Source organism: Actinosynnema sp., from assembly GCF_052038725.1.
Map to the genome: position 1 here is coordinate 1 of NZ_JBQGCX010000791.1, position 1,674 is coordinate 1,674.

Genomic DNA, 1,674 nt, shown 5'->3' on the forward strand with positions numbered 1-1,674 from the left:
GGTTGGAGCGGGAGCAGGCGGTCGAGCTGTTCCTGTACGGGCGCGGGTTGTGGGAGGCGATGAGCTCGCACTGGCCTACCGCCGACCAGTTGCCGGGGGCGAACGCGGCGGAGGTGGCGTTCGCGCGGAACTGGCGGGACACGCCGAAGGTGGTGTTCACCTCCTCGGCCATCGACGTCGACTGGAACACGCGGGTGGTGTCCGGGGACGCGGTCGACGAGATCGCCCGGCTCAGGGACGGGGACGGCGGGCCGATGCGGGTGGGTGGCGCGCGGTTGGGCGGGGCGGCGGTGCGGGCCGGGCTGGTGGACGAGTACGAGATCGTCACCCACCCGGTGCTGGTGGGCGGGGGTGCGCCGTTCTTTCCCGCGCTCGACGGGCAGGTGGGGCTGGAGCTGGTGGAGACGCGGACGTTCCCCGGTGGGGTGGTGCTGACCAGGTACGGGCGGCGGTGAGGGGGTGCCGTCGCCCAGCGCCGTCACGTGATCCTGTCCAGCAGGGTGCCCTGGCCGACCACGAGCTGCTCCAGTTCCGGGTCGCCCAGCGGGACCCAGTGGAAGTGCAGCGGGGTCGGCGGGAGGAGGCCGTCGTGGGTTTCGGCGCTGTCCCAGCGGTCCGGGGGGTTGCCGTCCACGGTCAGGAGGAACACCGAGCGGTCCTGGATCTCCTCGCGGAACGGGGTGATGTCGTAGCGGTAGCGGCCCAGGTAGGCGATTACCCGGAGGTTCGGCAGACCCGTTTCCTCCGTCGCCTCGCGGAGGGCGCCGTGTTCCGGGTCCTCGCCTGGGCGCAGGGTCCCTGCGGGGACTTGCAGGCCCGCCGCCTCGTCGTCCTGGCGGAACACGGCCAGCTTGCCCTCGTGGACGACGAAGGCCACCACCTTGCGCACGGTCGGCTTCACGGTCACGCCCTCGGGTCGGTTGGGGCGATCGTAGGGTGGCCGGCGTGAACAGCGCCGAGATCGTTCGGCTCGCAGGCAGCGGTGTCCTGGCGCACCACCACCTGTCGTGGGCAACGACTGGGACTGGACTCTGCACGTCGGCCGCACGCCGGAGGTGATCGCCGGGCTGTTCGACCTGGCGGTGGGCGCCGGGCTGCGCATCGGGCACCCGGAGGACGGGCTGATCTCCGCGTTCCGCGCCGACGATTCCGGAGAGTTCGACCGGTTGGACCGCGACGACCTCGTGGCCGCGCTCGCCTCCGGGACGTACCACAGCTGCACACCGTGGCCTGCGGAGGAGGAGGTCTGGTTCGACGTGCGCGAGTCGCAGTCGAGCTGGTCGATCAAGCGCTCCCGGTTCACCCCCGGACCTGCACCGCCGCCTCACCGAGCTCTGGACCGTGGCGGCCGAGCGGTTCGGGGCGAGTTTCGGGACCGTCGTGGACGAGTGGTCGGTCGAGCAGGTGTGGCGGGTGCGCGGTGGTGAACTGGACTTCGAGAACCCGCCGCCGCCCGGCTGCTTCCCGGACTGCTTCGGCTGGTGGACCCACTTCGACGCCGAGCGCGCCGCCCGGCTGCCGGAGTTCCCGGCGGTCGTGGCGGCGCGCGTGCGGTCGACGGCGAGCGGGGGTGTGGTGGCGCTCCTGGACGACCCGGTGGACGCCCACGACTTCGTGTTCGGGGAGATCCACCGGGCCTTGTTCGGGCTGCCACCGGAGAACGGCGCTTAGGTT

General features: G+C 72.1%; 4 protein-coding genes. 3 read left to right on the top strand and 1 reads right to left on the bottom strand.

Features of this window, described 5'->3' with window-relative positions; all coding sequences use genetic code 11:
- A partial coding sequence (locus ACTUAL_RS16305) for a dihydrofolate reductase family protein (RefSeq protein ID WP_440900864.1) occupies nt 1–455 on the top strand: 455 nt, incomplete at its 5' end.
- A gap of 23 nt (nt 456–478) precedes the next feature.
- Here the strand turns inward: ACTUAL_RS16305 and ACTUAL_RS16310 are convergent.
- The gene (locus ACTUAL_RS16310) at nt 479–907 is read right to left on the bottom strand and encodes an NUDIX hydrolase (RefSeq protein WP_440900865.1); all 429 of its coding nucleotides are present in this window, start codon (nt 905–907) and stop codon (nt 479–481) included.
- A gap of 100 nt (nt 908–1,007) precedes the next feature.
- On the opposite strand from ACTUAL_RS16310, the gene ACTUAL_RS16315 reads away from it, so the two are divergent.
- Together ACTUAL_RS16315 and ACTUAL_RS16320 are read left to right on the top strand one after the other, a co-directional pair.
- Nucleotides 1,008–1,427: a hypothetical protein gene (locus ACTUAL_RS16315; RefSeq protein ID WP_440900866.1), complete on the top strand. Its 420-nt coding sequence runs from the start codon at nt 1,008–1,010 to the stop codon at nt 1,425–1,427.
- Nucleotides 1,414–1,671 (top strand): hypothetical protein, encoded by a 258-nt coding sequence (locus ACTUAL_RS16320; protein WP_440900867.1) that lies wholly within the window; start codon nt 1,414–1,416, stop codon nt 1,669–1,671. The genes ACTUAL_RS16315 and ACTUAL_RS16320 overlap by 14 nt, the downstream gene beginning before the upstream one ends.
- Nucleotides 1,672–1,674: the final 3 nt, after the last annotated feature.